This is a genomic window from Gallionella capsiferriformans ES-2 (genome assembly GCF_000145255.1).
In the GTDB taxonomy this organism is placed as follows: Bacteria; Pseudomonadota; Gammaproteobacteria; order Burkholderiales; family Gallionellaceae; genus Gallionella; species Gallionella capsiferriformans.
The window spans coordinates 203709-229477 of sequence record NC_014394.1; the positions used below are offsets into that span (position 1 = coordinate 203709).

Sequence of the window (25769 nt, forward strand, 5' to 3'; positions counted from 1 at the left end):
TCCGTTTAGCATCCGCGTGGGTTGGAGGAGGGCAAGGCGGGGTCGCACATTTTGGCGTTGCCGCCCGTGCCTATCGTGACGCGCAAAGGTTGATTGCTGCCTGTGGCGGTTAGATCCACTTGGTTAAAGGGCACTGAACCATCCGCATTGGCGGCATCGATCAGGCCAAAACTGTTAAAGGTGACGGTGCTGGACGTTGCCGGCAGCACGGTGCGGGTAACATTTTTTGACCCCTCAGCGGCAAGTCGCCGTTCAATGTCCGTGGCGGTCGATACCACCGTGACAGTCCATCCCGTATCCGCACCGAGTACAAAAGTGATTTTTGTGTTTCGTGACACGGCTTCAGCGCGGGCACGCTGCAGTCCATTCGTTACCGATTCGGCCGCATTGCGGATTTGCGTGTTGCGTAGCCATGACTGGAAGTTCGGGACGGCAACCGATGCCAGAATCGCCATCACGACGATAGTGACCATCAATTCAATGAGCGAGAAGCCTCGAGATTTATTGTAGGTGTTCAACAGCCACCTCCCTTGTTCGTGACCCAGCAAGTGGTGTTGTCGCCCCAAGGGGTGGTGGATGCTTTTACGTTCGACTCGTTAATGGTGTAGCTGTAAGTTGAGAGAGCGCTTTTGCCGGTTGCAGTTATCGTATAAGTCGTGGTGGTCAGGTTGCTGCATGCATAGGTAAAATTGGCGGTGGCAGCGGGGCAGGTGCCGCCCGCATAAGTGCGATTGTCCTGATAAAACTGCTCCATTTTGACGCGTGCGTCGGAGAGTTGCGATGTGCCTTCGATAAGCTTGCCGCGGATTGAGTAGTCGCTGTAACTGGGTATGGCGATGCTTGCCAGAATGCCGATCACGGCGATAACGACTAACAGTTCAACCAGCGTGAAGCCTCGTTGCTTGCTCATGTTGCACTCCATAGCTTTTCCAGAATGTGCAAAGCGTAAATGTTTACGGGGTAAACTGCCATCGCAATCCGACTGAGCGTTGGCAAATTCAGATGAGCGGAGCGCAACTCGCCATAAACGTATCAGGCAGGCAGTTAAAAGTTTGGGCAATAGCGACCGATTGTTCCGGCTATTCGTAGTGTAAGGTGATCTCGACCACGGAGTTTGCCGGGTAGCCTAGTCTGTGCCCGGGGGAAAAGCGGCTGTTCATCAGATGTGAGCGAATCTCAGAAATTAAGGCTTGCGACAATTCTGCGGTAACCGGCTCGACTTTAACGACTTTGCCGGATTTGTCTATCCACAGGCGCATCACGATGTCGATCTGTTTTGGCGGGTCAGGCAGGTTAAAGGCGAGTTGATCTTGGTCCGTGTGGGGCGGTTGATCCAGCTCATTTGTATTGAAGTAGTGTGTATCGGACGTGGCCGCAGCGGCAGGCGAGCTGGGTGTGATGGCCGGCTTTAGTGTGGATGTTAGGTTGATGGTGCTAGGGCGCGGCGGAGTTTTCGCTGAATTTTTATTGAGTGTTACGGATAAGGTTTTTCCGGTTGTTTGGTGTGCAAAAGGCGCGGCGTTAAAGTGCGGCTGTAGTGTCAAGATGGCGATATGAGCGAGCACCGACAGTCCAAGGGCAATCGCTATGCGAGCGGATTCGTTGTGCAGGAACCGGGATTTCATGAAAAAAGTAAGCCGGCCTGAATCGGGGTGACGTTGACTGGCCGGTAATGATTACTTGATTGAGTTAAGTGATTGCGTAACGATGTTTTGCGTTGCGAGATAAGCGCTTTGTGCCGCCTGAGCCGTGATTCCCCCGGAAGTGGCTGCGGGTGTATTGGCGGCGAGCGGGTCGTTCGTGTCGGTGGTATTGCCGAACATATCTATAGTCGATGCGCCAGACTGAGATCCTGACATCAGCGAGTCGAGTGTTTGCGTCAGTGCATTCTGTGTAGCCAGCATGGCATTTTGCGCTGCCTGCATGGCGTTGGTCGTGCTCTGCGTTGAGGCATTGAGCTGGCCTGTGGCGTTATAAGTTAGCGGCGTGCTGCTGGTTGATGAGTTGAGCAAACTGACCGTCGAAGGACTGGCGGAGGTTGCTGCGCTCGAGACCGCGCTGGGCTTTTGGGCGGGTGCGCTGTAAGCGGCAATGTTAGAGGACGATAAGCCTGATATGTTTGTCATGATATGTCTCTCACCGTAAATTGCGAATTCTGGTAGGCATTCTACCCCTATCAATAAATAATCCAAAAGATTTTCTCGCGAGGATAATGTGTACTGCGGTTGCCGATAGGGCTGATTAAAGGTAAGATTCCAGCCCTTTCGCTTTTGTATTTGAGTACAGGTAGTAGGCATGGCGACGCGTGTCGTCATTTTTTTGCATTAACATTGTGTTAAAAAAGGATGCAGGCCGCGCCGCATAGCAGGCGTGCTTGTCCGGTTTTAACACCCAGTTTGATTTGATTGAGGAATGCCGTGGTTAACTCTTCTTTGCCGATGCAACAAGGTTTGTATGATCCGCGCCAGGAGCGCGATGCCTGTGGAGTGGGATTTGTCGCCCATATCAAGGGTAAAAAAAGCCATGATATGGTTAGCCAGGGGTTGCAAATACTGGAAAACCTGACCCATCGCGGTGCGACCGGTGCTGATCCGCTGGCCGGCGACGGTGCGGGTATCCTGTTGCAGATTCCCGATGCATTCTTCCGTGTCCAGTGTGCGGCGCGGGGTTTGGCGTTGCCGGAAGTTTATGGCGTGGGGATGTTGTTTCTGCCGACGGATGTCGCAGCGCGTGCTGCGTGCGAACAGATCATTGCCGATAAAATCGCGGCTGAAGGCCAAATCTTGCTGGGCTGGCGCGATGTGCCGGTTAATAGCGCGATTCTTGGTGAGAGCGTAAAGCTCGTCGAGCCTACTGTGCGTCAGGTCTTTATCGGTTGTGGCGCAAACTGCATCGACACGGACTCCTTCGAGCGTAAACTGTTCGTGATTCGCAAGACGGCTGAACACGCCGTGAATGCGTTGCCCAATGTGCAGGGCTTCTATATTCCTTCATTGTCGGCGCGCACGATTGTTTACAAAGGTATGTTGCTGGCAGATCAGGTAGGCAAGTACTATCCGGACCTGCAGGACAGTACGCTGGTCAGCGCGCTGGCACTGGTGCATCAGCGTTTCTCCACCAATACCTTCCCGAGTTGGGATTTGGCGCATCCGTTTCGCATGATTGCGCACAACGGCGAAATCAACACGGTGCGTGGTAATGTGAACTGGATGGCGGCGCGCCATGCGGCGATGTCCTCCAAATTGCTGGGCGAAGATCTGGAAAAGCTCTGGCCGCTGATCGTTGATGGTCAGTCCGATTCGGCCTGTTTCGACAACGCTTTGGAACTTTTGGTTGCTGGTGGCTATTCGTTGCCGCACGCGATGATGTTGCTGATCCCTGAAGCTTGGGCCGGTAATCCGCTGATGGATGAAGAGCGCCGCGCGTTCTATGAATATCACGCCGCACTGATGGAGCCATGGGATGGCCCTGCCGCTGTTGCCTTTACCGATGGCAAAATGATCGGTGCAACGCTCGACCGCAATGGTCTGCGTCCTGCCCGCTATCTGATTACCGATGACGATGTGGTGTTGCTCGCGTCTGAAATGGGCGTTTTGAATATTCCTCAGCACAAGGTTGTCAAAAAATGGCGTTTGCAACCGGGGCGCATGTTCCTGATCGACATGGAGGCGGGTCGTATTATCGACGACAGCGAACTGAAGACTCAGCTGGCGACGGCCAAACCTTATCGTCAGTGGATCGACGAATCGCGTTTCTTCCTGGGTGACCTGCCTAGCACGGTGAGCGAGGTCAAGCTTGCCGCATCCTTGCTCGATACGCAGCAGGCGTTTGGCTATTCGCAAGAAGACATCAAGTTTATTCTGGCGCCGATGATCGCTGCCGGTGAAGAGCCGACCGGTTCCATGGGTACGGATGCCGCGCTGGCGGTGCTGTCGAACAAGAACCGCTCCTTCTTTGATTATTTCCAGCAGTTGTTTGCTCAGGTGACCAATCCGCCGATCGATCCGATACGCGAAGAAATCGTCATGTCGCTGACCTCCTTCATCGGTCCTAAACCTAATTTGCTCGGCATCGAGGAAACGGTGCCTTCGTTGCGCCTGGAAGTGCATCAGCCTGTGTTGTCGAATGACGATATCGCCCGTTTGCGCAATATCGATGCGTTGACGCAAGGCCGCTATCGCTCGCTCGTGCTGGATATCACTTATCCGGCAACCGAGGGCGCGGCAGGTTGTGAAGCATCCGTGATGGCGCTTTGTGCGGCAGCCGACCGTGCGGTCGCTGACGGCTATAACGTGCTGATCCTGTCTGATCGCAGTATGTCGGCTGAACGCGTTGCGATTCCGGCTCTGGTTGCCTGTTCGAAAGTACATCAGCATCTGGTGCGTGAAGGGCTGCGTACCAGCACGGGGCTTGTTGTTGACACAGGTTCCGCTCGCGAGGTTCATCACTTTGCGCTTCTGGCGGGTTACGGCGCGGAAGCCGTGTGTCCGTGGCTGGCATTTGAAACCATCATGGCGATGAGCGCAGCGTCTGGCACGGATGCCAAGGAAGCCAAGAAGCGCTTCATCAAGGCGATCGACAAGGGCTTGATGAAAGTGATGTCCAAGATGGGTATCTCCACCTATCAATCCTACTGCGGCGCGCAGATTTTTGAAGCGATCGGTCTGAATGCCTCCTTCGTTGCGCAATATTTCACCGGCACGGCAACCCAGATCGAAGGGATTGGTTTGTCAGAAGTCGCTGAAGAAGCGCTGCGTAACCATAAAGATGCGTTTGGCAAAGATCCTGTGTTGGCGAACGCGCTGGATGCCGGTGGCGAATATGCTTACCGCGTGCGCGGCGAAGAGCACATGTGGACGCCGGATTCCATTGCGAAATTGCAGATGGCAACGCGTACCAATAATGCGTCTACCTATAAGGAATACGCCAAGCTGATCAACGATCAAAGCACGAAGTTGAAGACTTTGCGCGGATTGTTTGAAATCAAGTCGGTCGGCGCTTCCGTGCCGCTCGATGAAGTCGATTCTGCTGCATCCATCGTCAAACGTTTCGTGACCGGCGCGATGTCGCTCGGTTCTATTTCGACCGAAGCGCATACCAATCTCGCGATTGCGATGAACCGCATCGGCGGCAAGTCCAATACCGGTGAGGGGGGTGAGGATGCGGCGCGCTTTGCGGTGCTGAAGGGCGGCGAGATGCTCTCCGATATCATCGGCAAGAGCCGTATTGAGGCGGATCGCGAGATGCTGGCAGGGGATTCGTTGCGTTCGAAAATCAAGCAGGTTGCATCCGGTCGTTTCGGTGTAACCGCCGAATATCTGGCCAGTGCCGATCAGATTCAGATCAAAATGGCGCAGGGTGCTAAACCCGGCGAAGGCGGCCAACTGCCCGGCCATAAGGTATCTGAATACATCGCCAAGCTGCGTTTCTCAGTGCCGGGTGTTGGCCTGATTTCTCCACCGCCGCATCACGATATTTATTCGATTGAAGATCTGGCGCAGCTCATCCACGACCTGAAGAATTCGAATCCATCGGCATCGATTTCGGTCAAGCTGGTGTCCGAAGTGGGCGTGGGGACGGTGGCGGCTGGTGTGTCGAAGGCTAAGGCTGATCACATCGTCGTGTCGGGTTTTGACGGCGGCACGGGCGCATCACCCTTGTCGTCTATCAAGCATGCGGGTACGCCGTGGGAATTGGGTTTGGCGGAAGCGCAGCAAACGCTGGTGTTGAACCAGTTGCGCGGTCGCGTCGCGCTGCAGGTGGATGGTCAGTTGAAAACCGGTCGCGATGTGTTGATCGGTGCGTTGCTGGGCGCGGATGAGTTCGGTTTTGCCACGGCCCCACTGGTCGTGCAAGGTTGCATCATGATGCGTAAGTGTCACCTCAATACCTGCCCGGTTGGCGTGGCTACGCAAGACCCTGAGTTGCGCCGCAAATTCACTGGTCAACCTGAACACGTGGTGAATTACTTCTTCTTTGTAGCCGAAGAAGTGCGCGAATTGATGGCGCAGATGGGGATACGCCGCTTTGTCGATCTGATCGGACGTTCCGATTTGCTGGATGTCAAACACAGCATCGCACACTGGAAGTCGCAAGGGTTGGATTTTTCCAAGGTATTCCATCAGCCCGCAGTCGCGGCATCAGTGGCGCGTCAGCATGCTGAACAGCAGGATCACGAACTGGACCGTGCGCTCGACAACACGCTGATTGCCGGTGCCAAGGCGGCCCTTGAGAATCAGGTTGCTGTGGTGATTGAGAGTCCGATCCGTAACGTAAACCGTACGGTCGGCACCATGTTGTCGCATCAGGTTGCACGCCGTTACGGTAATGCCGGATTGCCTGCTGATACCATTCGTGTCAACTTCAAGGGGACGGCAGGGCAAAGTTTCGGCGCATTCCTGTCGCACGGCATTTCGTTTGAATTGCGCGGCGAAGGCAACGACTACGTTGGCAAGGGGCTGTGCGGCGGACGCATCGCGATCATGCCGCCTGCAGAAGCGAAGCTCGTGGCATCAGAAAACATCATCGTCGGCAATACCGTGTTGTACGGTGCGACCTCGGGCGAATGTTATTTCAACGGCGTGGCGGGTGAGCGCTTTGCCGTGCGTAACTCGGGTGCCATCGCCGTTGTCGAGGGGCTAGGCGATCACGGCTGCGAGTACATGACCGGTGGTATGGTTATCGTGCTGGGACAGACAGGACGAAATTTTGCGGCCGGGATGTCGGGCGGTGTTGCCTATGTGCTGGATGAGACGGGCGATTTTGAGAAACGCTGCAATTTGACCATGGTGGCACTCGAACCGGTTGAGGAAGAGTTAGCTACGCTGGACAGCACGGATGAGCTGCCGTCGAGTCACGGTCGCGTGCATTTCAATCATTTGAACAAGGCGGATGAACATGCGCTGCGCGAACAGATTGAAAAACATCTGCTCTACACCGGCAGCGAGCGCGCAAGGATGGTACTGGAAAATTGGGCAGACTACCTGCCTAAGTTCACCAAGGTCATGCCGACCGACTATCGCCGCGCATTGCAGGAGCAAGCAGCGGAAAATGTTAAGAATGGGGAGGCTGCATAATGGGTAAGCCAACGGGTTTTATGGAGTTCGACCGTCTGTCAGAGGCAAGCTTGCCGGTGGCTGACCGACTCGCGAACTACAATGAGTTTGTGTTGCATTTGACCGACGATCAGGCCAAGACGCAAGGTGCGCGCTGCATGGATTGCGGCGTGCCGTTTTGTACTTCGGGTTGCCCGGTCAACAACATTATTCCTGACTGGAATGATCTGGTGTTTCGCGGTAACTGGCGTGCGGCGCTCGATGTGCTGCATTCAACCAACAACTTCCCTGAATTTACCGGACGTCTGTGTCCCGCGCCTTGCGAAGCGGCCTGTACACTGAATATCAATAATGATGCGGTGGGTATCAAGTCCATCGAGCATGCGATTATCGATAAAGGTTGGGAAAATGGCTGGGTCGTGCCTCAAGTGCCGGCTCAGAAAACGGGCAAAAAAGTAGCGGTGGTCGGTTCTGGCCCCGCCGGTATGGCCTGCGCGCAACAGCTGGCACGTGCCGGTCACGATGTAACGGTGTTCGAGAAAAACAGCCGCATTGGTGGCTTGATGCGTTACGGTATTCCTGATTTCAAGATGGAAAAATCGCACATCGACCGCCGTGTTGCTCAGATGGAAGCGGAGGGGGTCACATTTAAAACTTCGACGTTTATCGGCTCCGAGTGCGAGGCAGGCGTCAATAACATGGCCGTTGCGACGATTTCCCCTGAAGCGCTGCTCGCTCAATTCGATGCGGTGGTTTTGTCGGGTGGTGCTGAAACGCCGCGTGATTTACCGGTTCCAGGACGTGAACTGTCTGGAATTTATAACGCGATGCAGTTTTTACCGCAGCAAAATCGTGTCAATGCAGGGGATGTCTTGCCGGAACAGCTTCGCGCCACTGGAAAACATGTGGTCGTGATTGGTGGCGGTGATACCGGTTCCGATTGTGTCGGTACTTCGAATCGTCACGGCGCACTGTCTGTCACGCAGATCGAAGTAATGCCGCGTGCGCCTGAGCAGGAAAACAAACCCCTAACCTGGCCTAACTGGCCGTTGAAGCTGCGCACCTCGAGCTCGCACGAAGAAGGTTGCAATCGCGACTGGGCGATCGCTACTAAGGAATTCGTTGGTAGCAACGGTAAGCTTGAAAAGATACGCGCAGTACGCGTTGAATGGCAGGCGGGAAAAATGATTGAGATTGCCAGCAGCGAATTCGAACTCAAAGCCGATCTGGTATTTCTGGCGATGGGTTTTGTCAGTCCGGTGCAAAAAGTGTTGGAAGCGTTCGGCGTTGAGAAAGATGCTCGCGGCAATATCAAAGCTAATACCGATGATTACCGTACCAGTGTGGAGCGCGTATTCACGGCGGGCGATATGCGTCGTGGTCAGTCATTGATAGTCTGGGCGATACGCGAAGGCCGTCAGTGCGCACGTTCTGTTGATGAATTCCTGATGGGATCGTCAGTTTTACCGCGTTAAAAAGTGCGGGATTCGTCCCGCTCGATGAATACGAACTAAAGGCCATTAAATGAATTTCAAGTTAAAGAATGACACGTTTCTGCGCGCTTTGCTGCGCCAGCCTACTGAATACACGCCGTTATGGATGATGCGTCAGGCAGGTCGTTTTCTGCCTGAGTACCGTGCAACGCGCGCACGTGCTGGCAGCTTTCTGGGTCTGTGCAAGAATCCTGATTTTGCGACCGAAGTAACCATGCAGCCACTGGATCGCTATCCGCTCGATGCGGCAATTTTGTTCTCCGATATTCTGACTGTGCCCGATGCGATGGGACTGGGGTTGTACTTTGCTGATGGCGAGGGCCCTAAATTTGAGCGTCCCCTGCGCGATGAAGCGGCGATTATGGCGTTACAAGTGCCGGATATCGATAAAACTCTGCGTTATGTAACTGACGCGGTCTCACAGATTCGCAAGACGCTCGACGGTCGCGTGCCGTTGATCGGTTTTTCCGGTAGTCCATTCACTTTGTCATGCTACATGGTTGAAGGCGGTGGCAGCGATGATTACGCACGCGTGAAAACCCTGATGTACAACGAGCCTAAATTGATGCATCACATTCTGGAAGTTACGACCCAGGCCGTGATTGCCTATTTGAATGCGCAGATCGAAGCGGGCGCCCAGGCCGTGATGATCTTCGATTCGTGGGGCGGTGTATTGTCGCATTCCGCCTACCATGAGTTTTCGCTTCCTTATACACAACGAATCGTGGAAGGTCTGATCAAGGAAAAAGACGGCGTGCGTATTCCGAATGTCGTATTCACCAAAGGTGGCGGACTGTGGATCGACAGCATTGCCGCGACGGGTTGCGATGCGATCGGCCTGGACTGGACGATGGATATCGGTGTTGCACGTCAGAAGGTGGGCAATAAAGTCGCGCTGCAGGGCAATCTTGATCCGGCAGTTCTGTTTGCAAATCCTAATGCGATTCGCAACGAAGTAGAGAAAGTGCTGAGCAGCTACGGTTACGGTAGCGGTCATGTATTTAATCTGGGTCATGGGATTTCGCAGCATACCAACCCTGAGCATGTTGCAGCGATGGTGGCAGCCGTGCATGAGCTGAGCCGAAAATACCACTAGTTATAGAGGCAGAGCGTTGAAAGCAAAGAACCGCAGGTGACCCCTGCGGTTCTTTGCTTTCGCGGATGCAGTTTGAATAGAAGATGTCCGAAAAAATAGGTTTCTTGCGATATTTCAATAATATTACCGAAAAGAGTTGACGTGGTATTTTAAGTGCCTATAATGCGCACCTCTTCACCGGAACAGTGGTTGAAACGAGGCGGATCTGGAAGCGGAAAAGTCTTAATAATCAATAAAATGATTGCGTTTCCTGATGTTTTTGGTGAGGTTGAAATAAAGGTGTGAAGATTTAGTTGACAATGTGTTTTTAGTCTCTATAATGCGCACCTCTTCAACGGAACGAGGTTTGAAACGAAGCGTAAGGGGTAGCCTGAAATGCTTAAAGATCAGAGGGTTGATTGAGTTTCGCCGGTTTAGTTGAGAAATAAAAGATTTCAAAATGTAGTTGACAATAAGTTTTAAGTCTCTATAATGCTGACCTCTTCGCTGCAAAGCGAACGCTCTTTAAAAACATAAATTAAACAATCGACGAGTGTAGGTGCTTGATTTTTGGTAGTTATCGGCTTCTTATGGAGCTTAAAAAGATAACGACTTTAAAATATAGTAGTGCTTACGCAAAGTCGAAAAAAATCATGTTATGTGATTTTCTTTGAGTAAGATCGGTTCAGCAGTGAACCAAAACAGGTATTGAACTTAAGAGTTTGATCCTGGCTCAGATTGAACGCTGGCGGTATGCTTTACACATGCAAGTCGAACGGATTAAAGAGCTTGCTCTTTAGTTAGTGGCGAACGGGTGAGTAATATATCGGAACATATCCGGAAGTGGGGGATAACGTAGCGAAAGTTACGCTAATACCGCATATGCCCTGAGGGGGAAAGGGGGGGATCGCAAGACCTCTCGCTTTCGGAGTGGCCGATATCGGATTAGCTAGTAGGTGAGGTAAAGGCTCACCTAGGCGACGATCCGTAGCTGGTCTGAGAGGACGACCAGCCACACTGGAACTGAGACACGGTCCAGACTCCTACGGGAGGCAGCAGTGGGGAATTTTGGACAATGGGCGAAAGCCTGATCCAGCCATACCGCGTGAGTGAAGAAGGCCTTCGGGTTGTAAAGCTCTTTCAGCCGGAAAGAAATTGCTTCTATTAATACTAGGAGTAGATGACGGTACCGGAAGAAGAAGCACCGGCTAACTACGTGCCAGCAGCCGCGGTAATACGTAGGGTGCGAGCGTTAATCGGAATTACTGGGCGTAAAGCGTGCGCAGGCGGTTTTTTAAGTCAGATGTGAAATCCCCGGGCTCAACCTGGGAACTGCATTTGAAACTGGAAGACTAGAGTATAGCAGAGGGGGGTAGAATTCCACGTGTAGCAGTGAAATGCGTAGATATGTGGAGGAATACCAATGGCGAAGGCAGCCCCCTGGGTTAATACTGACGCTCATGCACGAAAGCGTGGGGAGCAAACAGGATTAGATACCCTGGTAGTCCACGCCCTAAACGATGTCAACTAGGTGTTGGGGGAGGAGACTTCCTTAGTACCGTAGCTAACGCGTGAAGTTGACCGCCTGGGGAGTACGGTCGCAAGATTAAAACTCAAAGGAATTGACGGGGACCCGCACAAGCGGTGGATTATGTGGATTAATTCGATGCAACGCGAAAAACCTTACCTACCCTTGACATGTCAGAAAGATCGCAGAGATGTGATTGTGCTCGAAAGAGAATCTGAACACAGGTGCTGCATGGCTGTCGTCAGCTCGTGTCGTGAGATGTTGGGTTAAGTCCCGCAACGAGCGCAACCCTTGTCATTAATTGCCATCATTTAGTTGGGCACTTTAATGAGACTGCCGGTGATAAACCGGAGGAAGGTGGGGATGACGTCAAGTCCTCATGGCCCTTATGGGTAGGGCTTCACACGTAATACAATGGCGCGTACAGAGGGTTGCCAACCCGCGAGGGGGAGCTAATCTCAGAAAGCGCGTCGTAGTCCGGATTGGAGTCTGCAACTCGACTCCATGAAGTCGGAATCGCTAGTAATCGCGGATCAGCATGTCGCGGTGAATACGTTCCCGGGTCTTGTACACACCGCCCGTCACACCATGGGAGTGGAATCTGCCAGAAGTAGGTAGCCTAACCGTAAGGAGGGCGCTTACCACGGTGGGTTTCATGACTGGGGTGAAGTCGTAACAAGGTAGCCGTATCGGAAGGTGCGGCTGGATCACCTCCTTTCTAGAGAATCCGGAAATTGAGTGCCTACACTCATCGATTGTTTAATTTAAGAGTATTACCTGGGTCTGTAGCTCAGCTGGTTAGAGCACTGTGTTGATAACGCAGGGGTCGTTGGTTCGAGTCCAACTAGACCCACCAGTTAGAAATAGTTTTGCCGGGGGTTTAGCTCAGCTGGGAGAGCACCTGCTTTGCAAGCAGGGGGTCAACGGTTCGATCCCGTTAACCTCCACCATTAACTGAGAAGTAGTGGTGGTAGTAAGAAGTTGCAAGAACCCATATTTAAACCTTTAGGGTTTCGATATTGGCTTTTGCCGATAAGATGTTCTTTAAAAATTTGGAAGAAGTAAAGAAGTGATTCATGTATGAGTCAGGTTGGTTAACTCCATTCTTATGATTACATGTTTAACTTAAATGGGTTTTTGATTGTATCAAGACATTCCGTGATTAGTCATCATGGTTTGTACACAAACCTTTGCGAAATCAGATCCTTAAATCAATCTGATGTAACGAAGATTTAAATTGCGAAACATATATAACGCCTTAGTGGCAACACTGAGGACTTAACGTTATAGGGTCAAGCGAATAAGTGCATGTGGTGGATGCCTTGGCGATTACAGGCGATGAAAGACGTGATAGCCTGCGAAAAGCTACGGGGAGCTGGCAATAAGCTTTGATCCGTAGATATCTGAATGGGGAGACCCGGCCCTTCGGGGTCATCCGAAGCTGAATACATAGGCTTCGTGAAGCGAACTCAGGGAACTGAAACATCTAAGTACCTGAAGGAAAGAAATCAACCGAGATTCCGTAAGTAGTGGCGAGCGAACACGGAGCAGCCTGTAACTTTTAGCATCATTGTTAACCAAACAGTCTGGAAAGTCTGACCATAGTGGGTGATAGTCCCGTAGGTAAAAACAGTGGTGTGGAACTAGGGTTACGACAAGTAGGGCGGGGCACGAGAAACCTTGTCTGAATATGGGGGGACCATCCTCCAAGGCTAAATACTCGTAATCGACCGATAGTGAACCAGTACCGTGAGGGAAAGGCGAAAAGAACCCCGGAAGGGGAGTGAAATAGATCCTGAAACCGCATGCATACAAACAGTGGGAGCGGACTTGTTCCGTGACTGCGTACCTTTTGTATAATGGGTCAGCGACTTACGTTCAGTAGCGAGCTTAACCGAATAGGGGAGGCGTAGGGAAACCGAGTCTGATAAGGGCGATAGTTGCTGGGCGTAGACCCGAAACCAAGTGATCTATCCATGGCCAGGATGAAGGTTGGGTAAAACCAACTGGAGGTCCGAACCCACTAATGTTGAAAAATTAGGGGATGAGCTGTGGATAGGGGTGAAAGGCTAAACAAACTTGGAAATAGCTGGTTCTCTCCGAAAACTATTTAGGTAGTGCCTCACGTATCACTCTCGGGGGTAGAGCACTGTCATGGCTAGGGGTCTATTGCTGATTACCAAACCATTGCAAACTCCGAATACCGAGAAGTGCGAGCGTGGGAGACAGACATCGGGTGCTAACGTCCGGTGTCAAGAGGGAAACAACCCAGACCGCCGATTAAGGTCCCCAAGACATAGTTAAGTGGAAAACGAAGTGGGAAGGCTAAAACAGTCAGGATGTTGGCTTAGAAGCAGCCATCATTTAAAGAAAGCGTAATAGCTCACTGATCGAGTCGTCCTGCGCGGAAGATGTAACGGGGCTCAAACTATGCACCGAAATCGCGGATATTGAACACTCTATATGGGTGTTGATATGGTAGGAGAGCGTTCTGTAGGCCTGCGAAGGTGTCCTGTGAGGGATGCTGGAGGTATCAGAAGTGCGAATGCTGACATGAGTAGCGATAAAGGGAGTGAAAGGCTCCCTCACCGAAAGCCCAAGGTTTCCTGCGCAACGTTCATCGGCGCAGGGTGAGTCGGCCCCTAAGGCGAGGCAGAAATGCGTAGTCGATGGGAAACAGGTTAATATTCCTGTACCTCAATATAATGCGATGTGGGGACGGAGAAGGTTAGGCAAGCAGTCTGTTGGAATAGGCTGTTCAAGCGTGTAGGGAGATCTCTTAGGCAAATCCGGGAGGTCAATTCTGAGGCGTGATAACGATTGCTCTTTGAGCGAGAAGTTGCTGATACCAAGCTTCCAAGAAAAGCCACTAAGCTTCAGTTATATTGGGACCGTACCGCAAACCGACACAGGTGGGCAGGATGAGAATTCTAAGGTGCTTGAGAGAACTCGGGTGAAGGAACTCGGCAAATTTGCACCGTAACTTCGGGAGAAGGTGCGCCCCGGTAGAGTGTAGGACTTCGCGTCCGAAGCTCGATGGGGTTGCAGTGAAATGGTGGCTGCGACTGTTTATTAAAAACACAGCACTCTGCAAACACGAAAGTGGACGTATAGAGTGTGACGCCTGCCCGGTGCTGGAAGATTAAATGATGGGGTGCAAGCTCTTGATTGAAGTCCCAGTAAACGGCGGCCGTAACTATAACGGTCCTAAGGTAGCGAAATTCCTTGTCGGGTAAGTTCCGACCTGCACGAATGGCGTAACGATGGCCACACTGTCTCCACCCGAGACTCAGCGAAGTTGAAATGTTTGTGAAGATGCAATCTACCCGAGGCTAGACGGAAAGACCCCATGAACCTTTACTGTAGCTTTGCATTGGATTTTGAATAGACCTGTGTAGGATAGCTGGGAGGCTGTGAAGTAGGGACGCCAGTTCTTATGGAGCCAACCTTGAAATACCAGCCTGGTGTGTTTGAGATTCTAACCTAGACCCCTTATCGGGGTTGGGGACCGTGCATGGTAGGCAGTTTGACTGGGGCGGTCTCCTCCCAAATTGTAACGGAGGAGTACGAAGGTATCCTAGGTACGGTCGGACATCGTACTGATAGTGCAATGGCAAAAGGATGCTTAACTGCGAGACTGACAAGTCGAGCAGATACGAAAGTAGGTCATAGTGATCCGGTGGTTCTGTATGGAAGGGCCATCGCTCAACGGATAAAAGGTACTCTGGGGATAACAGGCTGATTCCTCCCAAGAGTTCATATCGACGGGGGAGTTTGGCACCTCGATGTCGGCTCATCACATCCTGGGGCTGTAGCCGGTCCCAAGGGTATGGCTGTTCGCCATTTAAAGTGGTACGTGAGCTGGGTTTAAAACGTCGTGAGACAGTTTGGTCCCTATCTGCCTTGGGCGTTGGAAATTTGAAGGGACCTGCTCCTAGTACGAGAGGACCGGAGTGGACAGATCTCTGGTGTACCGGTTATCACGCCAGTGGTATTGCCGGGTAGCTAAATCTGGAAGAGATAACCGCTGAAAGCATCTAAGCGGGAAACTCGCCTTGAGATAAGATTTCCCTAGGCTTTAAGCCTTCTAAAGAGTCGTTCGAGACCAGGACGTTGATAGGTTGGGTGTGGAAGCGCAGTAATGCGTTAAGCTAACCAATACTAATTGCTCGTGAGGCTTGATCCTATAACATTAAGTAGGGCTGATAAAACGGTCTTATATATGTAACGCAAGTACAATCAAAGACTTACTTTACTTCTTCCAGATAATGTTTCTTGAAACCATGTATAATGGCGGCAAGAAACAACAAACATAGTGGTTTGCAGAACATCGCAAACGACTTACCAGTTTGTCTGACGACCATAGCGAGTTGGTCCCACTCCTTCCCATCCCGAACAGGACAGTGAAACGACTCCGCGCCAATGATAGTGTGGATTACCCATGTGAAAGTAGGTCATCGTCAGACTCCTTATATGCATAACCCCCTCCGGAAACGGCGGGGGTTTTTGCTTTGTACTGTTAAATTTCAATCGGTATTAGATCACTGAGTCTGAGATAATCCCGCTAACTCCTGTGCCTGAATAGAAATGCAAATTGTCCGTGTTGCCCTTGATGTACCGCTGCCCACTTTGTTTGATTACACGGTGGACGATGCAGTTGTGCTCGGACAGCGTGTAATTGTGCCGTTTCGTCGCAGCCAACTTGTCGGTGTGGTGATGGAATGCGTGATGTTTTCTGAGCTGGCGGTAGAGAAAATTAAGCCGGTTGTGCGAATTTTATCTGATAGTGAGCCTATATCAAGTAAGTTGCTCGCTTTGTTGAGGTTTTGCAGCGAGTATTATCATTACCCCATTGGTCAGACTGTTATACCCGCATTGCCTGCGCGATTGCGCTCTGACAAACCTATTACTGTCAAACACGAGTATCACTACCGATTACTTGATGGCGCGCCACCTATCGATCTGATTCCGCAACGAAAAACCGCCGCGCGTAATATGGTTAAGATGCTAGCGCTTCAGCCTTGCAACTTGCAACAACTGAAAACAGTGGCGCTAACTGCCTCAGCTCAACTGAAGTGGCTGATTGAAGCGGGCTGGGTTGAGGCGTTCGAGGTAAACCCGCTGGCTTGCCTCCCTCGTATGCACTGTTTTGCGAATGCACACAAACTGACAGATGAGCAGCAGCAGGTCGTTGATGCGGTTACGCAGACATCCGGATATCGTTGTTTTCTACTTCATGGAATCACTGGGAGCGGGAAGACCGAAGTCTATGTGCATTTGATCAATCGCGTCTTGCAAACAGGCGGTCAGGTATTGCTGTTAGTGCCGGAAATTAATCTGACCCCTCAGCTTGAACACTATTTTTTAAGTCGATTTCCCGTTGCTACATTAGTCAGTTTGCACAGCGGGTTATCTGAAAATGAGCGGCTCAAGCATTGGCAGCAGGCGCAATCAGGTGCAGCAGGCATCGTGCTTGGGACGAGGTTGTCGGTATTCGCAGAATTGCCTAAGTTGTCGCTCATTATCGTGGACGAGGAGCATGATGCTTCATTCAAGCAGCAGGATGGCTTACGATATTCTGCACGGGATGTAGCGATTTTTCGTGCAAAACAATGCGGCGTGCCCATCCTTCTGGGGTCTGCCACGCCCTCATTTGAGAGTTACCACAATGCGCTGAACGGTCGTTACGAAATGTTGAAGCTGACAGGGCGAGCGCTTGCGGATGCGAATCTGCCTGAAATTAAATTCATACATAGCAAGCAAACGGTAATGGTGGACGGTATCAGCGAGGTGTTGTTGCGCGAGATTGCTCACCGCATAACAAGAGGCGAGCAAAGTCTGCTCTTTATCAATCGACGCGGATATGCGCCCGTGTTGATGTGTACGGAGTGCGGCTGGTTATCAGATTGTAAAAATTGTGCAGGCAAGATGGTGCTGCATACTAAAGATCAGCGATTGCGCTGCCATCATTGTGGCTACCAGATTCATGTGCCCACGCTGTGTCCTGAATGCCGCCATCCAGAGTTACTTCCGGTTGGCAGCGGCACGCAAAGAGTCGAGAGGGTTTTGATCGATAGATTTCCGGAAGCGCGCATTCTGCGGGTTGACCGCGACAGCACGCGCAACAAGCGCACGTGGGAGGCGATGCGCTCGAAAATTACGGCGAATGAAGTAGATATTATGGTCGGTACGCAAATGCTGGCCAAAGGACATGACTTCCCGGCGTTGACGCTGGTGGGCATTTTGAATCCGGACAGTGCGCTGTACAGCAGCGATTTTCGGGCGGCAGAAAAATTATTTTCTCAGCTGATGCAGGTGTCGGGGCGCGCCGGACGTGCCGATAAACCCGGCGAGGTTTTGATTCAGACCGAGTTTCCGGATCATCCTATGTACCGATGTTTACAGCAACACGATTTTGAAGGCTGGGCAGCATCGCAATTGGCCGAGCGCGAGATGGCTGATTTTCCTCCCTTTGCGTTTCAAGCCATGCTACGAGCCGAGGGATTGGTGGAAGCAGATGTCTATGCTTACCTTAATATGGCGAAGTTAGCTGGCGTTAAATTAAATCACCCGGTGGAAATTTTCGGCGTTGTGCCGGCGTCCCTAGCGCGTCGTGCTAACCATGTGAGAGCACAATTGTTGATTCAGGCTAATTCTCGACGAGTGCTCCAGCAGTTTCTGCGCGTATGGCAACCCGGACTGGCGGATTTGGCAAGTAATAAACTGCGATGTTCGCTGGACATTGACCCGCTAGAGTTTTAAAGTCACACATTAAATTGGAGAAAAAGCTATGGCAGCAGTAGAAGGTCACATCGTACCAAAACGTTTTTACGATCGCACGATCAGCGAAAAATTACTCTACACGTGTTTCCTGTCTCTGGTGGGGTTGGGCTACTTGATGGCGACAGCTTATTTGTACGTCACGCACGAAATGAATGACACTAAGCCGGGATTATCGGTTGCCGATGTAGCAAACAGCTATTACGGTAATCGTAGCGGTACCCGTCTTGAGGCTGCGATACGCGGTCCGATGTCCGGAAACATAAGCCCTGAAGACAGCGAGGTAATGGTGGCCTGGCTTAAGGACGGTGCAGAAGAAGAGCACTTTGCAAAGGATATCAAACCGATTCTGGATAAGACCTGTCTTGCCTGTCATGTGCAGGCTTCGGGAATGAATATCGCTGATTTCAGCACCTATCAGGGGCTGCATAAGTTTGCCGAAGTGGATACCGGCATGTCGATGGCCAGTTTGTTGAAACTGTCGCATATACATCTGTTCGGAATTAGTCTGCTGTTGTTTATGCTGGGATCTATTTTTATCCAGTGCGAAATCAACGTCTGGTTTAAGCGATTTCTGGTTGTGTCGCCTATGCTTGCGGTGTTCGTTGACGTGCTTTCATGGTTTTTGACCAAATACGATTCGCACTACGCTGTGATCGTGATTGCGGCGGGTGGCTTGCTAGGAATGTCGATGGCGCTGCAAATTCTGATTTCTTTATATCAGATCTGGACGCTTAAAAGACCCGTGCATTGATCATGCAGGAAGCCTTCATTCAGTCGGCAATCACCATCGCAGGCCGTGAGGCGGTTCTAACCGGGGATGCGATGACCGCTTATTGCGAAGACTGGCGCGGGCGCTATTCCGGTGCTGCGTTGGCGGTTCTGTTTCCCGCTAATACCCTGCAGGTATCTGAAATCGTCAAGTTGTGTGTTGCAAATCAGGTGGCCATTGTGCCGCAGGGAGGCAACACGAGTTTGTGCGGGGCGAGTGTACCGGTCAGTCAAGGCCGCCAGGTTGTGTTGAATCTGTCGCGCATGAATAAAATTCGTGTCGTAGATGCAATTAACTATACGATGACGGTTGAGGCGGGCTGTAAGCTGGCTGCGCTGTACGAGGCGGCCGAACAGGCTAATCGTTTGTTTCCCCTCGGGTTGACAGCCATCGCCGCGCACTGTGAAATTGGCGGCAATCTTTCCACTAATGCGGGCGGTATCGGTGTGCTGCGCTACGGTAGCGCGCGCGATCTCGTGTTAGGCCTTGAAGTCGTACTGCCGGACGGCCGCATCTGGAACGGATTGCGCAGTCTGCGTAAGGACAATACCGGCTATGACTTAAAGCAATTATTTCTGGGCGCCGAAGGTACGCTAGGCATTATTACGGTTGCTGTGCTGAAATTGTTTCCGCGTCCTCAATCGACCGCGACGGCCTGTGTCGCGGTCGCAAGCCCAGAAGTGGCTGTGCGATTGCTGGCGACTATTCGGGCAAGCTGTGGTCAGGCATTGAGCGGATTTGAAATTATCTCGCGCAATTGTCTGGATCTGGTATTCAAGCACATCGAGGATGCACATGAGCCATTCAAGAAACGCTACGAATGGTATTTGCTGATCAAAATCGATGACGTGCAGCAAAGCTCACCCGCTGAAGCGATTCGCAGTGCGCTGCTCAATTTTGGTGGCGACGTGCTGACGTTCGGCATCGCCTGTGATGCGAGGCAGGCCGAGCTGTGGTGGCATCTGCGCAAAAATATCAGCGAGGCGCAAAAACTCGAAGGGGTGAGTATCAAGCATGATATTTCTGTTCCGGTGAGCCGCGTCGCGGAATTTATTGCCGAGGCTAGCCGCGTATTGCGTAACCGGTTTGTTGATCTGCGCATTGTGGCATTCGGCCATATGGGGGATGGCAATATTCACTTTAATGTGTCGTTACTTGACGCTGCAGTGAATGATGCTTTTATCGGGCAGCATGAAATCGAAGTGAATCGCCTTGTCTATCAGGTGGTGCAAAAACTGGGCGGCAGCATCAGCGCTGAGCATGGTCTTGGGCAACTCAAGCGAGAAACGATACGCGACTACAAAGATCCGCTGGAACTGGAAATGATGCGCACGATCAAGCATGCTTTTGATCCCGGGAATCTGATGAATCCGGGCAAGGTAGTCTGAGCCTCGCTTGTCGTGCAAGTTGCGCGATGGGCGTCATGTGAAATACTTTTCAAATCTGTTGCGTTAGCGCGGGCTTATCTGGTCACTGTCACGGTGCAGGCATCTGAGATTTTGCAGTGGGGGCGGCGATCGGAAATGCGTTGGGTAACGGCTGCGAAGTGGATGAAATTATGGATAAAGCGGCTATGTATCTGGCAAAGCGAAGCGGAAAAAACACCTATTCTTGATCTGCGCGATGCGCCAGAATCTCGCGAGTACCAGCCAGTTCGCATGCAAGTGTTATAATCAACACCTCTTTAAAGGTGCTGTTTATGTCCGTCGTATTGAATTTTAAATCCCATATTACCGAATTATTTGTTGAAGCGATGCGCGAGGTCGCGCCAGAGCAGGGCAGTGTGTCTGTCTTGATAGAGCGTCCCAAGCAGGCATCGCACGGCGATTACGCCTGCAATCTGGCAATGCAACTGGCTAAGCCGCTGCGAAAATCGCCGCGCGATATTGCTCATGCACTGATTGCTGCCCTGCCAAAGTCCGATGTGATCGAAAAAGTTGAAATTGCGGGTGCCGGATTTATCAATTTGTTCGTGACCCATGCTGCCAAACAGGCCATTGTGCATGCCGTGTTGCATGCGGGTGCCGGTTACGGCCATCTGCATGTGGGGCAGGGGCGACGGGTTCAGGTGGAATTTGTCTCGGCCAATCCGACTGGTCCTTTGCATGTGGGGCATGGCCGTGGGGCGGCCGTTGGCGATTGCCTGTGTAATGTGTTGCAGGCGGCTGGCTGGAATGTCACGCGCGAGTTTTATTACAACGACGCCGGGGCTCAAATCGATAATCTGATGCGTTCAGTGCAGTTGCGCTGCAAGGGAATTACGCCGGATGATCCATCCTGGCCTGAGGCCGGTTATCGTGGCGATTATATTGCCGATGTGGCGCGGGCTTATATGGCGTGTGAAACCGTTGAAGCGGACGATCAGCGGACTACCGGTTGCGGGGATGTGGACGACGTGGTGGCCATTCGCCATTTTGCGGTGGCCTATCTGCGTCGCGAGCAGGACTTGGATTTGCGTGCCTTCCACGTCGAATTCGATGTGTTTTCACTGGAGTCGGCGCTGTATAGCGAAGGCAAGGTCGATGAAACGGTGGCAGGCTTGATCGCGAGCGGGCATACCTATGAACAGGATGATGCGCTGTGGTTGCGCACCACGGATTTTGGCGACGATAAAGACCGTGTGATGCGCAAATCTGATGGCGGTTATACCTATTTCGTGCCGGATGTGGCTTACCATCTGGATAAATGGCGCCGGGGTTTTGTGCGCGTCATCAATGAGCAAGGTGCAGATCATCACAGCACCATCACGCGCGTGCGTGCGGGATTGCAGGCGTTGGATGTCGGGATTCCTAAGGGTTGGCCGGATTATGTGTTGCATCAGATGGTGACGGTGCTTAAAAACGGCGAAGAGGTGAAAATTTCCAAGCGTGCGGGCAGTTATGTGACGTTGCGCGATTTGATCGACGAAGTGGGTTGCGATGCAACGCGCTATTTCCTGGCCGCGCGTCATCCTGATTCCCAGTTGGTGTTCGATATTGATTTGGCGAAATCCAAGAGTAACGACAATCCGGTGTACTACATTCAGTACGCGCACGCACGCATCAGTACCGTGCTGGAAACTTGGGGCGGCGAGCGCTTGAGCTTGTTGAATGCGAATGTCAGTTTGCTAGACAGCGAATACGAAACGGCGTTGCTGCAACAGATCATTGATTACCCTCAGGTGATTGAAAATGCAGCTCAGGAATTGGCGCCTCATCTGATTGCTTTTTATCTGAAGGAATTAGCGGCTGCGTTTCACAGTTACTATAATGCGTCTCGCTTTCTAGTCGAGGATGAAGCGGTCAAATGTGCGCGTCTGGCACTGATTGCGGCAGCGGCACAGGTGATGAAGAACGGCCTGGCGCTTTTGGGTGTCGGCGCTCCGGAAAAAATGTAGTTTTGCCAAGAGTTGAATATTTTAAATTGGAAATGAATCAAAAATGAGTAAAGTCACAGGCAGTAAACCGTCCTCACCGAAAAAAAGTGGCAGCCCATTGCTTGCCGGTATTTTGATGGGGATGGTGGTGGGGGTGGCGTTGGCGGCAGGGTTGGCTTGGTTTATATTGAAATCGCCTAGCCCTTTCGTCAATAAGGAGGTAGCAACGAGGCCTGCGGCGGAAGTCTCAATCGTTGACGTTGCGCGCCCTGAATCTGTTAAGCCTAAGGTTGATGTTGCGGCCGTCTCTAGCGTGGATGAGGCTAAACCCCGTTTTGAATTCTACAAGGTGTTGACCGACAAGCCGGATGCGGCGGATGCCCAGCTCAAACCGGCCGAGAAGCCTAAAGCCGAGGAGTTCAAATCGGTGCCCAAATTTTTACAGGCAGGTTCGTTTGCGAGTGCAACCGATGCTGAAAATCTTAAAGCGACCCTGGCGATGAAGGGAATGGAGGCAAGTGTGCAAAAAGTGACCATTCCAGGGCGCGGCGAGATGCATCGCGTACGCATCGGCCCATTTACAAGCGAGCAGGAGTTGAATAGCGCGCGTGGTACGTTAAAGCTGAACGGGCTGGATGCTACGCCGGCGCGCTAATCTGGTTTTTAGCCATTTTTGTCGTATTTTTGAGGAGAGATGCATGAAATTAAGTCTTAAAGGTTTGCTTGTTGCCCTAGCCCTGTTGATGTGCGGAACCTCTTATGCCGCCGTGCAGGGGAAGGAATTTACCCTGTTGGCTGCGCCGCAGATCGCAAATGCCAAGAAAATCGAGGTGCTGGAGTTTTTCTTCTATGAGTGCTCGCACTGTTATCATTTGCACCCTGAACTGGCACGCTGGGAAAAGGCTTTGCCCGCTGATGTCGAGCTGACTCTTGTACCGACTATTTTTCGCGACTCAACAGAGCCGCTGGCGCGTGCTTACTATGCGCTCGATAGCATCGGAAAAATCAAGCAGTTAGATGATGCGATTTATCAGGCTATCCATGTGAAACAAGCAAACCTGTATGACATGGATACGATAAGCGCATTCGTTGCGAGCAACGGCGTAGATAAAGCTAAGTTTGCGGCAGCTTACAATTCTTTTTCGGTGAATAGCCGCATCATGCGTGCTAAGCAAATGATTCGTGAATATCATATCGAGGGGACGCCCACACTGGTCGTTGACGGCAGGTATGCAATTACCGGGCTGCAACCGGCTGATACGATCCGTGTATTGAATGAAGTGGTGGCAATGGTGCGTAAAGGGCGTGCATCGGGCAAGGTTAAAGCCAAGCCTTAATGTCATTAAAGGTTGTAATCAGTGGCGCGTCGAGCGGCTTAGGCTTGGCTTTGGCGCGCCATTATCTTATGTCCGGCGCAATTGTTGGCGCAATCGCCCGGCGCGATGAATTGCTGCAGGTGCTGTCTGCCGAATTTCCAGGTCAAGTGTATGGCTATGCGCTGGATGTGCGGGATGCTGCCGGCTTGCAACTGGCGGCAGCAAACTTTATTGCGCGGGTCGGTGTGCCGGATGTGGTGATCGCCAATGCGGGCGTCAGTGTCGGCACGCTCACCGAATATGCCGAAGATTTTGACGCGTTTGCTCAGGTGATGGAGGTAAACGTGCTGGGGATGGTCAAAACCTTTCAGCCATTTCTTGCCGCCATGCGGCGTGAGAGGTGCGGTACGCTGGTTGGTATTGCCAGCGTCGCCGGGTTTCGCGGCCTGCCGGGCGCCGGTGCGTATTCTGCGTCTAAAGCGGCAGCAGTCAGTTATCTGGAATCGCTGCGGGTCGAGTTGCATGGCAGCGGGGTAAAGGTGGTAACGATTTGCCCGGGTTATATTAAGACCGCGATGACAGCGGTCAATCCTTATCCTATGCCCTTTATTTTAGACGCAGACGATGCGGCAGCGAGAATGGTGCGGGCGATCGGCCGTCAAGTGGCCTTTGCGGTCATTCCCTGGCAAATGGGTTGGGTGGGGCGCGTGCTCAGGTGTCTGCCACGCTGGTTATATGACCGTTTGTTCGCGAACGCACCGCATAAGCCCCGGGGCTTGCTCTAAACTTTTGGCCCTTATTTGTATTCGGTCGGCTTTGCAGCAGGCAAAAAAATGCCCCTGAACATGAAAGGTCAGGGGCGAAATTCTTAACTATTTGGGAGGAGTTAAGATACCCATCCAGGGAGGTAATGGGTGATAGCTTGCGCTAACTGTATGCTCAGGCAGGTCGCTTAGTAAAAAGTTCCGGAATATGAAAAATATTTTTGAGTGTTGCTCGCCAGACGCTCATGGCTGCTCACAGACGGGTGGTAATCACGAACTTGCCAGTCGATAAATCGGCTAAAATGCGCGCACTACAATTTTTTACAGGCAGCTGTCATGCGTATATTGTCATTGTTGATTTTTGCAGGCTTCGCATTGCCGGTTTTTGCGGCTCAGCCCGTACCCGCAAATCTGGAGCCATTATCTCCTCCGCCCGAATTTACTCCGGAAGCGGCGGCAGGCGATGAGCCTGAAGTGACTATCGTTAAACAAACTGAACTCACGGTGGAAGAATATCGCTCGGGAGGTCGCATCTATATGATCAAAGTAACTCCTAAGGTCGGGCCTCCTTACTATCTGGTCGACGACAGGGGTGATGGTAAATTTGCCCGTCAGGAAAGTCTGGACTCAGGATTTCGCCCTCCGCGCTGGATTATCAAGACCTTTTAACTCATGTCTGTTTACACTACTGTATCCGATGCTGAACTGACCGTTTGGCTCAATGATTATTCTTTAGGGGAATTGCAGGAATTGCAGGGCATTGCTTCCGGCATTGAAAACACGAATTATTTCGTTACGACCAGCAATGGTCGCTTTGTCCTGACCTTGTTCGAAAAGCTTCGCGCGGACGAGTTGCCATTTTATCTGAACTTGATGGCCCATCTGGCCCGTCACGGTATTCCCTGCCCTGCCCCGATGGCTAACAGGCACAATCAATTTTTGGGCGTTCTGAAAGATAAGCCTGCCTGCATTGTCAGTCGCTTGAGTGGTAAATCCACAACGGCGCCGACACTGGCTCACTGTGCCGCGATGGGTGCAATGTTAGGTCAGATGCATATCGCAGGACAAAGTTTTTCCCAGATCATGCCGAATCCGCGCGGAGGCGCATGGCGCATGGCGACCGCACCTCAGGTCCGGCCCTTTATTAACACCGGACAAGCGGCATTGCTCGATAGTGAAATTGCTCTGCATGCTCAGCGCAATTATTCACTCTTGCCGCAAGGCTTGATACACGCCGATTTGTTTCGTGACAATGTCTTGTTGGAAGGAGAGCGTGTCGGCGGGCTGATCGATTTTTATTTTGCCTGCACCGATGCCTTGCTCTACGACGTCGCTATTACGGTCAATGACTGGTGCATGCGTCCTGACGGCATACTCGACACAACTCAAGCACAGACTTTTTTACGCGCCTATCATACTGTGCGCCCGCTGCAGGACAGTGAGCATCAGGCATGGCCTTTGATGTTGCGGCAGGCCGCGTTGCGCTTTTGGCTGTCGCGGCTGTTCGATAAATATCTGCCGCGCGATGGCGAATTGATCCATGCTCATGACCCCGCTCATTTTGAACGCATCCTGAAAAATCATATCGACACCTCGCAAGCTGTATGGATTTAAAAACGGATAAGCAGGGG

Annotated in this window: 16 protein-coding genes, 2 tRNA genes and 3 rRNA genes; 17 read left to right on the forward strand and 4 right to left on the reverse strand. The window is 51.9% G+C overall.

Annotated features, from left to right (window positions below; genetic code table 11):
• Positions 1 to 5: 5 nt before the first annotated feature.
• The 4 genes from GALF_RS00855 to GALF_RS15440 form a co-directional block, all read right to left on the reverse strand.
• The gene (locus GALF_RS00855) at positions 6 to 518 is read right to left on the reverse strand and encodes a GspH/FimT family pseudopilin (RefSeq protein WP_013292158.1); all 513 of its coding nucleotides are present in this window, start codon (positions 516 to 518) and stop codon (positions 6 to 8) included.
• A complete protein-coding gene (locus GALF_RS00860) occupies positions 515 to 910 on the reverse strand; it encodes a type IV pilin protein (RefSeq protein ID WP_013292159.1) in 396 nt (131 codons plus the stop codon). The genes GALF_RS00855 and GALF_RS00860 overlap by 4 nt, the downstream gene beginning before the upstream one ends.
• 169 nt (positions 911 to 1079) lie before the next feature.
• Positions 1080 to 1625: a hypothetical protein gene (locus tag GALF_RS00865; RefSeq protein ID WP_013292160.1), complete on the reverse strand. Its 546-nt coding sequence runs from the start codon at positions 1623 to 1625 to the stop codon at positions 1080 to 1082.
• Positions 1626 to 1676: 51 nt separating this feature from the next.
• Positions 1677 to 2126 (reverse strand): hypothetical protein, encoded by a 450-nt coding sequence (locus GALF_RS15440; protein WP_013292161.1) that lies wholly within the window; start codon positions 2124 to 2126, stop codon positions 1677 to 1679.
• A 312-nt stretch (positions 2127 to 2438) separates the two neighbouring features.
• Between GALF_RS15440 and gltB the strand changes: the two genes are divergently transcribed.
• The 17 genes from gltB (at position 2439) to GALF_RS00955 (ending at position 25752) form a co-directional block, all read left to right on the forward strand.
• Positions 2439 to 7076 (forward strand): glutamate synthase large subunit, encoded by a 4638-nt coding sequence (gene gltB / locus GALF_RS00875; protein WP_083777059.1) that lies wholly within the window; start codon positions 2439 to 2441, stop codon positions 7074 to 7076.
• Positions 7076 to 8530: a glutamate synthase subunit beta gene (locus tag GALF_RS00880; protein ID WP_013292163.1), complete on the forward strand. Its 1455-nt coding sequence runs from the start codon at positions 7076 to 7078 to the stop codon at positions 8528 to 8530. Before gltB ends, GALF_RS00880 begins: the two co-directional genes overlap by 1 nt.
• A 49-nt stretch (positions 8531 to 8579) precedes the next feature.
• On the forward strand, positions 8580 to 9644 hold the full coding sequence (hemE, locus tag GALF_RS00885) for a uroporphyrinogen decarboxylase (RefSeq protein ID WP_013292164.1): 1065 nt from the start codon (positions 8580 to 8582) through the stop codon (positions 9642 to 9644).
• Between the two features lie 689 nt (positions 9645 to 10333).
• Positions 10334 to 11869: ribosomal RNA gene (locus tag GALF_RS00890) — 16S ribosomal RNA — on the forward strand.
• Positions 11870 to 11930: 61 nt separating this feature from the next.
• Positions 11931 to 12007, forward strand: a tRNA-Ile gene (locus tag GALF_RS00895).
• 18 nt (positions 12008 to 12025) lie between these two features.
• A tRNA-Ala gene (locus tag GALF_RS00900) sits at positions 12026 to 12101 on the forward strand.
• 340 nt (positions 12102 to 12441) lie between these two features.
• A 23S ribosomal RNA gene (locus GALF_RS00905) occupies positions 12442 to 15337 on the forward strand.
• Between the two features lie 166 nt (positions 15338 to 15503).
• Positions 15504 to 15617: ribosomal RNA gene (rrf, locus tag GALF_RS00910) — 5S ribosomal RNA — on the forward strand.
• The 16S, 23S and 5S rRNA genes sit together here with 2 tRNA genes alongside, the layout of an rRNA operon.
• A 121-nt stretch (positions 15618 to 15738) precedes the next feature.
• The gene (locus GALF_RS00915; protein WP_013292165.1) at positions 15739 to 17913 is read left to right on the forward strand and encodes a primosomal protein N'; all 2175 of its coding nucleotides are present in this window, start codon (positions 15739 to 15741) and stop codon (positions 17911 to 17913) included.
• A 28-nt stretch (positions 17914 to 17941) separates the two neighbouring features.
• Positions 17942 to 18685: a hypothetical protein gene (locus tag GALF_RS00920; protein WP_013292166.1), complete on the forward strand. Its 744-nt coding sequence runs from the start codon at positions 17942 to 17944 to the stop codon at positions 18683 to 18685.
• A gap of 2 nt (positions 18686 to 18687) precedes the next feature.
• Positions 18688 to 20091, forward strand: a complete 1404-nt coding sequence (locus GALF_RS00925) for an FAD-binding oxidoreductase (protein ID WP_013292167.1) — start codon at positions 18688 to 18690, stop codon at positions 20089 to 20091.
• Positions 20092 to 20402: 311 nt separating this feature from the next.
• A complete protein-coding gene (gene argS, locus GALF_RS00930; RefSeq protein ID WP_013292168.1) occupies positions 20403 to 22079 on the forward strand; it encodes an arginine--tRNA ligase in 1677 nt (558 codons plus the stop codon).
• Between the two features lie 43 nt (positions 22080 to 22122).
• The gene (locus tag GALF_RS00935) at positions 22123 to 22713 is read left to right on the forward strand and encodes an SPOR domain-containing protein (protein ID WP_013292169.1); all 591 of its coding nucleotides are present in this window, start codon (positions 22123 to 22125) and stop codon (positions 22711 to 22713) included.
• Positions 22694 to 23395 carry a thiol:disulfide interchange protein DsbA/DsbL gene (locus tag GALF_RS00940; protein ID WP_083777060.1) on the forward strand — a complete coding sequence of 234 codons (702 nt, stop codon included), beginning with the start codon at positions 22694 to 22696 and terminating at the stop codon, positions 23393 to 23395. The genes GALF_RS00935 and GALF_RS00940 overlap by 20 nt, the downstream gene beginning before the upstream one ends.
• Positions 23395 to 24159, forward strand: coding sequence for an SDR family oxidoreductase (locus GALF_RS00945; RefSeq protein WP_013292171.1), 765 nt, complete (start codon positions 23395 to 23397; stop codon positions 24157 to 24159). The genes GALF_RS00940 and GALF_RS00945 overlap by 1 nt, the downstream gene beginning before the upstream one ends.
• A 315-nt stretch (positions 24160 to 24474) precedes the next feature.
• On the forward strand, positions 24475 to 24807 hold the full coding sequence (locus GALF_RS00950; RefSeq protein WP_013292172.1) for a DUF2782 domain-containing protein: 333 nt from the start codon (positions 24475 to 24477) through the stop codon (positions 24805 to 24807).
• A 3-nt stretch (positions 24808 to 24810) separates the two neighbouring features.
• Positions 24811 to 25752 carry a homoserine kinase gene (locus GALF_RS00955; protein ID WP_013292173.1) on the forward strand — a complete coding sequence of 314 codons (942 nt, stop codon included), beginning with the start codon at positions 24811 to 24813 and terminating at the stop codon, positions 25750 to 25752.
• The last annotated feature ends 17 nt before the right edge of the window (positions 25753 to 25769 follow it).

Bases quoted from the DNA above. Each gene is read 5' to 3' on its own strand.
- GALF_RS00860 (WP_013292159.1), bottom strand. From the start codon at position 910: ATGAGCAAGCAACGAGGCTTCACGCTGGTTGAACTGTTAGTCGTTATC.
- GALF_RS00865 (WP_013292160.1), bottom strand. From the start codon at position 1,625: ATGAAATCCCGGTTCCTGCACAACGAATCCGCTCGCATAGCGATTGCC.
- GALF_RS15440 (WP_013292161.1), bottom strand. From the start codon at position 2,126: ATGACAAACATATCAGGCTTATCGTCCTCTAACATTGCCGCTTACAGC.
- gltB (WP_083777059.1), top strand. From the start codon at position 2,439: ATGCAACAAGGTTTGTATGATCCGCGCCAGGAGCGCGATGCCTGTGGA.
- GALF_RS00880 (WP_013292163.1), top strand. From the start codon at position 7,076: ATGGGTAAGCCAACGGGTTTTATGGAGTTCGACCGTCTGTCAGAGGCA.
- hemE (WP_013292164.1), top strand. From the start codon at position 8,580: ATGAATTTCAAGTTAAAGAATGACACGTTTCTGCGCGCTTTGCTGCGC.
- GALF_RS00915 (WP_013292165.1), top strand. From the start codon at position 15,739: ATGCAAATTGTCCGTGTTGCCCTTGATGTACCGCTGCCCACTTTGTTT.
- GALF_RS00920 (WP_013292166.1), top strand. From the start codon at position 17,942: ATGGCAGCAGTAGAAGGTCACATCGTACCAAAACGTTTTTACGATCGC.
- GALF_RS00925 (WP_013292167.1), top strand. From the start codon at position 18,688: ATGCAGGAAGCCTTCATTCAGTCGGCAATCACCATCGCAGGCCGTGAG.
- argS (WP_013292168.1), top strand. From the start codon at position 20,403: ATGTCCGTCGTATTGAATTTTAAATCCCATATTACCGAATTATTTGTT.
- GALF_RS00935 (WP_013292169.1), top strand. From the start codon at position 22,123: ATGAGTAAAGTCACAGGCAGTAAACCGTCCTCACCGAAAAAAAGTGGC.
- GALF_RS00940 (WP_083777060.1), top strand. From the start codon at position 22,694: ATGCTACGCCGGCGCGCTAATCTGGTTTTTAGCCATTTTTGTCGTATT.
- GALF_RS00945 (WP_013292171.1), top strand. From the start codon at position 23,395: ATGTCATTAAAGGTTGTAATCAGTGGCGCGTCGAGCGGCTTAGGCTTG.
- GALF_RS00950 (WP_013292172.1), top strand. From the start codon at position 24,475: ATGCGTATATTGTCATTGTTGATTTTTGCAGGCTTCGCATTGCCGGTT.
- GALF_RS00955 (WP_013292173.1), top strand. From the start codon at position 24,811: ATGTCTGTTTACACTACTGTATCCGATGCTGAACTGACCGTTTGGCTC.